Source organism: Streptomyces aidingensis (genome assembly GCF_900112355.1).
GTDB lineage: Bacteria > Actinomycetota > Actinomycetes > Streptomycetales > Streptomycetaceae > Streptomyces > Streptomyces aidingensis.
In genome coordinates, this window is record NZ_FOLM01000002.1 from 592,182 (window position 1) to 599,952 (window position 7,771).

The 7,771-nt window shown below is 73.3% G+C and carries 5 protein-coding genes; 4 read left to right on the plus strand and 1 reads right to left on the minus strand.

Annotated features, from left to right (window positions below; translation table 11 throughout):
• Positions 1–65: 65 nt before the first annotated feature.
• The 3 genes from BM242_RS07215 (at position 66) to BM242_RS07225 (ending at position 3,577) form a co-directional block, all read left to right on the plus strand.
• On the plus strand, positions 66–986 hold the full coding sequence (locus BM242_RS07215; RefSeq protein ID WP_093837801.1) for a hypothetical protein: 921 nt from the start codon (positions 66–68) through the stop codon (positions 984–986).
• Between the two features lie 130 nt (positions 987–1,116).
• Positions 1,117–1,917: a hypothetical protein gene (locus BM242_RS07220; RefSeq protein WP_093837802.1), complete on the plus strand. Its 801-nt coding sequence runs from the start codon at positions 1,117–1,119 to the stop codon at positions 1,915–1,917.
• Positions 1,918–2,074: 157 nt separating this feature from the next.
• Positions 2,075–3,577 carry a DUF2637 domain-containing protein gene (locus BM242_RS07225; RefSeq protein ID WP_093837803.1) on the plus strand — a complete coding sequence of 501 codons (1,503 nt, stop codon included), beginning with the start codon at positions 2,075–2,077 and terminating at the stop codon, positions 3,575–3,577.
• Positions 3,578–3,657: 80 nt separating this feature from the next.
• Here the strand turns inward: BM242_RS07225 and lysS are convergent, their stop codons facing one another.
• Complete coding sequence (lysS, locus tag BM242_RS07230; protein ID WP_093837804.1) at positions 3,658–5,388, minus strand: lysine--tRNA ligase; 1,731 nt, start codon at positions 5,386–5,388, stop codon at positions 3,658–3,660.
• Positions 5,389–5,667: 279 nt separating this feature from the next.
• On the opposite strand from lysS, the gene argS reads away from it, so the two are divergent.
• Complete coding sequence (gene argS, locus BM242_RS07235) at positions 5,668–7,455, plus strand: arginine--tRNA ligase (protein ID WP_093837805.1); 1,788 nt, start codon at positions 5,668–5,670, stop codon at positions 7,453–7,455.
• The last annotated feature ends 316 nt before the right edge of the window (positions 7,456–7,771 follow it).

Genomic DNA, 7,771 nt, shown 5'->3' on the forward strand with positions numbered 1-7,771 from the left:
GTCGGAGGGGACCGGACCGGACCGGCGGAGCGAGGAGACGGCCAGTGCGACGCAGAAGGACGAGCATGCCCCCCGTGCTGCCCGCCGGAGTGCTCGCCCTGCTGCTGGCCCTGCTTCCGGCCGCGGCCGGCTGCACCTCGGATCTGATGGACGACGACCCGGACGGCACCGCGCGCGGCGCCGCCGCCAGCCCGGCCGCCTCCGGCCGCCACTCCGGGCTGCCGGAGCCGTGCGGCGCGGTGGAGGAGGACCGGCTGCGGGAGCTGCTGCCGGAGGCCGGGCCGGAGGAGCTGACCGGTGAGCCGGCGCTGACCTTCGACACCGGACGGCAGGCCGCCTGCTCCTGGCGGAGCCCCGGAGAGTCCGGCACCCGGGAGCTGTCCGTGGAGTTCGTCCGGGTGGTCTCCTACGACCCGGAGATCAGCGACGACGACCAGGCCGCGCTGGATTTCGCGCGGAGCGCCGCCGAGCGCGACATCCCGCCGCTCGCCGGGCAGGACACCGCCGGGCAGGAGGAAGACGGCGACGGCGACACCCCCGGCAGCGCGGACGGCACCGACGACACGGCCGGATCTGCCGATTCGTCTGATCCGTCTGATCCGGACAACGCCGCCGACGCCGGCGGCACGGACAGCACCGACGGCACCGGGGAATCGGCGGACCCGGGGAGCGGCGACGGCACGGGCGGCCCGGCCGGCTGGTCCGGCCCCGCCGCCGGCACCAGCGCCCCCACCTCCCCCGTCGGCGAACTGGCCCCCCGCTCCCTGGAGGGCATCGGCCACGCCGCCTTCATCGACGACCAGCTCACCCCCACGAACTCCGGCTCCCGCCGGGACATCGTGCTGACCTTCCACAACGCCAATGTGATCGTGACCATCAGCTACCGGGAAACCACCGGCGAGGACGACGGCGAGCCGGACAGCGCGGTCCTCCAGGAACGCGTGCGGAAGCTCGCCGGTCAGCTCGCCGGCCTGCTGGACGAATAGCCCGGTCGGGGCGCCGCGCACGGGACACGGCAGCGGGAGGAGACCTCCTCCCGGCTCGGGGGCCGCTACCGTTCCTGACGTGGGCAAAACGCCCAGGCCGCCCCCGAAGGACCGGAAAAAGCGAAGGACCATGGACCGTACCGCTTCGACACCTGGCCGCAGCCGACGTGCCCGCCGCGCGCTGGCCTGGGCCATCGCCCCCGCACTGATGATCGGCGCCTGCTCGTCGCCCCCCGAGGACAACGACTCCCCCAAGCCGTCGGCGAGCGCCACCCCGGCCCCCGAGCCCGTGCGCTTCAGCACACTCCCCAACCCCTGCCGCACGGTCAGCGAGGAGACCGCCGAACGAGTGGTGCCGGGCACCGAGAACCCCGCCGGCGAGGAGCTCAGCTCCGCGGACACCACCCGGTCCGGCGCCTGCCTGTGGACGGGTCTGAAGGAGAACAAGGAGGAGCAGACATACCACTTCCGCTCCCTGACCCTCTCGCTCAAGCGCTTCGACTCCGAGCCGTCGCTGGGCAGCGGCGACGACCGGGCCTCGCTCTACCTCCAGGACCAGGTGGCCGAGATCATGGAGGACGAGGCCAACACCGGTGCCAAGCCGGCCGAGCTGGCGGAGACCGGCGACGAGGCGGTCACCATCGCCTACTCGGTGAAGAAGAAGGACGGCGAGGAGACCAACGAGTACCGCCAGCAGCGGGTGGTGGCCCGCACCGGCAACGCGGTGCTGACCGTCGACCTCTACGGCGCGGGCATGCAGGAGACCAAGCCGCCGTCGGCGGAGTCGGTCAAGAAGTCCGCGGAACTGGTGATCGACGAGGCCCTGGCCGCGCTGGACGCCGAGGCCGACGCCCCCGCCGAGGACTCCACGGACGCCACGGACGCCACGGACTCCACCAACGAGGAGAGCACCGGGGAGAGCAACGCCTGACGCCTCCCCGGGGCCTCCCCCCCCATCCGGCACGAACAGAGCCCGGCGACTGCGCATTTGCGGAGGAACCGGGCTCTGACGCGTACATGGGCGGGTGAGTGTGCAAGGCTGGGGCCGCCAACCAGAACACACGTCCGACAGGGGAAGGAACCCGCGGGTGGCCACGATCAAGCTCACACGCGCGCATCGCCTGCTGGTCGGCATCGTGCTCACCGGCGCGGTGGTGATCGCCGCCATCGGCTTCGCCGGATCCTACGCGGCCGTGCGCGACCTTGCCGCCCGCAAGGGCTTCGGCGAGTTCGCGCCCTTCTTCCCGATCGGGATCGACGCCGGCATCGTGGTGCTGCTCGCCCTGGACCTGCTGCTGACCTGGCTGCGCATCCCGTTCCCGCTGCTGCGCCAGACCGCCTGGCTGCTGACCGGCGCCACCATCGCCTTCAACGGCGCGGCGGCCTGGGGCGACCCGCTGGGCGTGGCCATGCACGCGATCATCCCGGTGCTGTTCATCATCACCGTGGAGGCCGCCCGGCACGCCATCGGCCGGATCGCCGACATCACCGCCGACAAGCACATGGAGGGCGTGCGGCTGTGGCGCTGGTTCCTGGCGCCCGTCCCCACCTTCCGGCTCTGGCGCCGGATGAAACTGTGGGAGCTGCGCTCCTACGACGAGGTGATCGCCCTGGAACGCGACCGCCTGGTCTACCGGGCGCAGCTGCGCGCCCAGTACGGCCGCGCCTGGCGCCGCCGCGCCCCCGTCGAGGCCCGCCTCCCGCTGCGCCTGGCCCACCTCGGCGTGCCCCTCGACGACGGCCGGCAGCTCGCCGGAGCCCCCGCGCCGGTACTTCCGCGCGCGCTCGCCCTGCCTGCGCAGCAGGCCGAAACGGAGCCCGCCACAGCGGCCGGCGGCCCGTCCCCGGAGCAGCGGCGGCCCGCCGCGGCCTCCGCCCGGCCGGCCCGGACCCCGGCTCCGGCCGGAGAGCCGGACCGGGAGCGGGTCCCGGCCCAGGCCGCGCCGGAGACTCCGCCGGCCGAGAACCCGCCGGCCCCGGCGGCCAACGGCACCGCCCGGCCGGCCCGCCACGCCGCCCTGACCGGCCCCGATCCGGCTCCGGCACCGGAACCCGGGCCGGAGCCCGCGCCGGAACCGGAACCGGCACCCGCGCCCGACCCCGGACCGGAAGCGGTCTGGGGGCAGGAACCGCTGCCCGCCGTCGCCGGGGAACCGCTCCCCGAGCCCGAGTCCCCGCCCACGCCCGCGCCGGAGCCCGGGCCCGGCCGGCGCCGCTCCCGGCGGCGCGACCCCGTCTACGCCGAACCCGCCCAGCCCGCCGCCCCCGCGGTCACGGTGCCGGTCACCGCCAGCCGCACCCGGAACCTCACCCCGCCCGAGCCGGAACCCGAGCCCGGGACGCCCCCCGATGAGGAAGAGCCCGCCAACATCCCCGACGGAACCTCACCGGGCGAGCTGTTCTACCACGCCTACCGCGAGCATCTGGCCCGGACGGGCGAGTTCGCCAACGCCCGGCAGCTCTCCAAAGTGCTCTACGACCGATACGGCGTCACCGATGGCGACGGCAATCTGCTGAGCGAGGGCTACCTGCGCAACTACCTCCCCGACCTCCGCCAGCGCTACCGGGCCGAGGCCGGCACCGCCGTCTGACGCCCGGTGCCCGGGGATGTCCCGCAGCGTCCCGCGGCGTCCCCATCCGGGCGGCAGACGGAAAAGCGCGGCGCCCGGCGTCAGCCGCCCAGCAGGGCGCGGGTGCGGCCCGCGCCGACCGCCATCAGCAGGGTGGGCAGCCGCGGCCCGGTGTCCCGGCCGACCAGCAGCCGGTACAGCAGGGCGAAGAACTCCCGCTGCGCGGCCTTCAGCTCCGGCGTCGGCCTGGCCTCCGGCGCCAGCCCGGCCTGCCGCTTGGGCACGCCGTACACCAGCTCCGTCAGTCCCTCCACCGACCAGTGCGACTCCAGGCCCTCCAGCAGCAGCCGCAGCGCCTCCCGCTGCCGCTCGTCCAGCGCCGACAGCAGCTCCTTGTCCGGTTCCTCGCGCACCCGGGTCCGGGACTCCGCCGGCAGCTGGGTGGCCACCCAGTGCGCCGCGCAGTCCAGCCGCGGCCGGGCCTCGTCCAGCGAGCCGAGCGGATGCTCCGGGTCCAGCTCCCGCAGAATCCGCAGCGTCTGCTCCTCGTCCCCGGTGGTGATGTCCAGCACCGAGGTCAGCGTCCGGTACGGCAGCGGGCGCGGGGTGGCCGGCAGCTCACCGGCGGCCGTGGACACCGCGCGCCGCCAGGCGGCCAGATCGCCGGGCAGCGCCCGGCCCTCGCCGACCTTCCGCCGCAGCGCGTCCCACTCGTCGTACAGCCGCTGGATCTCCTGGTCGAAGGCGACCTTGAAGCTCTGGTTGGGCTTGCGGCGGGCATACAGCCAGCGCAGCAGCGCGGGCTCCATGATCTCCAGGGCGTCCGCCGGGGTCGGCACCCCGCCCCGGGAGCTGGACATCTTGGCCATGCCGGTGATGCCGACGAAGGCGTACATCGGCCCGATCGGCTGCCGGGCGCCGAAGACCTCGCGCACCAGCTGCCCGCCGACCACGTAGGACGAGCCGGGCGACTGGTGGTCCACCCCGGAGGGCTCGAAGATCACGCCCTCGTAGGCCCACCGCATCGGCCAGTCGACCTTCCACACCAGCTTGCCGTGGTCGAACTCGCTCAGCCGCACCGTCTCCGCCTGCCCGCACGAGGCGCAGGTGTAGGACAGCTCGGTGGTCTCGTCGTCGTAGCGGGTGATGGCGGTGGTGTCACGCTCGCAGGCCGTGCAGTACGGGCGGTAGGGGAAGTAGCCCGCGCCGCTGCCGCTGCCGTCGTCCTCGCCCGCCGCGCCGGAGCCCTCCACGGCCGCCAGCTCCGCCTCCTCCATCGGCTTCCGCTGCGCCCCCGGGGTGCGCGTCTTGCCCTTGGTGCGGTACTGGTCCAGCACGGCGTCGATGCGCAGCCGCTCGCGCATGGCGAACAGGATCTGCTCCCGGTAGGCGCCCGAGGTGTACATCGCGGTCTGGCTGATGCCCCGGTACTCCACGCCCAGCGCCGCCAGCGACTCCTCCATCCGGCGGCGGAAGTGCTCGGCCCAGTTCGGGTGCGGCGATCCGGCCGGCGGCGGCACCGAGGTCAGCGGCTTGCCGATGTGCTCGGCCCAGGACTCGTCCACCCCCTCGATCCCGGCCGGCACCTTGCGGAACCGGTCGTAGTCGTCCCAGGAGATGATGTGCTCCACCGGCACGCCGCGCCGCCGGATCTCGTCGGCGACCAGGTGCGGGGTCATCACCTCGCGGAGATTGCCCAGGTGGACCGGTCCGGAGGGGCTCAGGCCCGAGGCGCAGACCACGGGTTTGCCCGGCGCGCGGCGCTCCGCCTCGGCGATGACCTCGTCCGCGAACCGGGAGACCCAGTCGGTCTCGGGTGTGGTCTGAGCCACTTCGGCTACTTCCTTTTCCTGTTTCCCGTGCGCTGCTTCTGACGTGACTTCTCCGGCCCCGCCGTGCGGTGCCGCCGCACCCGGAGGGGAGGCCCCCGCCGGGTGGCCGTCCCATTCTTCCACCCGCCCCGGACAGCCGGAAAAACGGTGGCGCCCCGGCCCGTGGAATACTTGAGTGGCTCTTACGGCAGCACGGCGGCGGTCCGTCCCGGCCGTCCACCGGCCCGGCCGGCAGCCGTCGTGCGGCGACCATCACCCCAGACGGAACGGCACACATCCATGGCCACGGTCCCCTCCCTCGCCGCATCGGTCCATCAGCGTCTCGCGGACGCCCTCTCGGCCGCCGTGCCGGAGGCCGCCTCCGCGGACCCGCTGCTGCGACGCAGCGACCGGGCGGATTTCCAGGCCAACGGCATGCTGGCGCTGGCCAAGAAGCTGGGCACCAACCCGCGCGAGCTGGCCGCCCGGGTGGCGGAGCGGCTGCCGGAGGGCGGGCCCGGGCCCATCGGCCGTGTCGAGGTGTCCGGCCCCGGCTTCCTCAACATCACGGTCGCCGACGCCGCCATCCTGTCCACCCTGGCCGCCCGCGCCGCCGACGACCGGCTGGGCGTGCCCTGTGCCGCGCACCCCGGCACCACGGTGGTGGACTACTCCCAGCCCAATGTGGCCAAGGAGATGCATGTCGGCCATCTGCGGTCCACGGTGATCGGGGACGCCCTGGTGCGGCTGCTGGAGCACCGCGGCGAGAAGGTGATCCGGCGCCACCACATCGGCGACTGGGGCACCCAGTTCGGCATGCTGATCCAGTATCTGACCGAGCATCCGCACGAGCTGGACCACACCGGGGGCGAGCAGGGCGCCACCGCCCAGGGCGAGGCCGCGATGTCCCGGCTGAACCGGCTCTACAAGGCCGCCCGCGCGCTGTTCGACAGCGACGAGGGCTTCAAGGAGCGGGCCCGGAAGCGGGTGGTCGGCCTCCAGGGCGGGGACGAGCCGACCCTGGCCCTGTGGCACCGGATCGTGGACGAGTCGCTGCTCTACTTCCACGCCGTCTACGAACGGCTCGATGTGGAGATCCGGGACGCGGACGTGGTCGGCGAGTCGGCCTACAACGACGCGCTGGCCGAGACCTGCCGGCTGCTGGAGGAGTCCGGGGTGGCGGTCCGCTCGGAAGGCGCGCTGTGCGTGTTCTTCGACGACATCCGCGGCCAGGACGGCCGGCCGGTGCCGCTGATCGTGCAGAAGGCGGACGGCGGCTACGGCTACGCCACCACCGATCTGGCGGCGATCCGGGACCGGGTCACCGGGCTGGGCGCCGACACCATTCTCTATGTGGTGGACTCGCGCCAGGCGCTGCACTTCAAGATGGTGTTCGAGACGGCCCGCCGGGCGGGCTGGCTGACCGACGAGGTGACCGCGCTGCACATCCCGTTCGGCACGGTGCTGGGCAAGGACGGCAAGCCGTTCAAGACCCGGGAGGGCGAGTCGGTGCGGCTGATGGATCTGCTCCAGGAGGCGGTGGACCGGGCCGCCGCGGTGGTCCGGGAGAAGGACCCGTCGCTGAGCGGGCCGGAGGTGGCCGAGCGGGCCGCCGAGGTCGGCATCGGCGCGGTCAAGTACGCCGACCTGTCCACCTCGGTCGGCCGGGACTACGTCTTCGACCTGGACCGGATGGTCTCGCTCAACGGCGACACCAGCGTCTACATCCAGTACGCGCACGCCCGGATCAAGTCGATCATCCGGCGGGCCGCGGCGCAGGACACCCCGCTGGCCCCTCAGGTGCACCCGGAGCTGGAGCTGGCCCCGGCCGAGCGGGCGCTGGCGCTGCATCTGGACGAGTTCGGCGCGGTGGTGGAGGCCGCCGCCGAGTCCCATGAGCCGCACAAGCTGGCCGGCTATCTCTACGGGCTGGCGAGCGCGTTCACCCCGTTCTACGACCAGTGCCCGGTGCTGAAGGCGGAGCGCAGGGAGGTCGGCGAGAACCGGCTGTTCCTGTGCGAGCTGACCGCACGGACTCTGCGCGAGGGCATGCGGCTGCTCGGCATCCGCACCCCCGACCGCCTCTAATGGGGCTCAGCGGGCCGTAGGAGAGACTACGGTCCGTAGCCGCCAGCAGGTGAGCACTCACCACCTCGGAACCACTGCGAGTTCTGCGGTCAGACCGTGCCCCAGCTGGTCGGCCGGGAGGCCTGACTGCTTATGGGATGGCGTGCCCGCCGGACAGATTGGCGTGAGCACTGGATCCATTAGGGCGCGAGCCGTGCTTTCCGCTGGCTGCGCGCAAGGATCGTATGAGAGCGAAGGGCTGGGGTGCTGGTGCTGTTCATCGGTGATGACTGGGCCGAAGACCACCATGACGTCGAGGTGCAGGACGCGACGGGCC

Coding starts and splice junctions, on each gene's coding strand:
- BM242_RS07220 (WP_093837802.1), top strand. CDS start 1,117: ATGGACCGTACCGCTTCGACACCTGGCCGCAGCCGACGTGCCCGCCGC.
- argS (WP_093837805.1), top strand. CDS start 5,668: ATGGCCACGGTCCCCTCCCTCGCCGCATCGGTCCATCAGCGTCTCGCG.
- BM242_RS07215 (WP_093837801.1), top strand. CDS start 66: ATGCCCCCCGTGCTGCCCGCCGGAGTGCTCGCCCTGCTGCTGGCCCTG.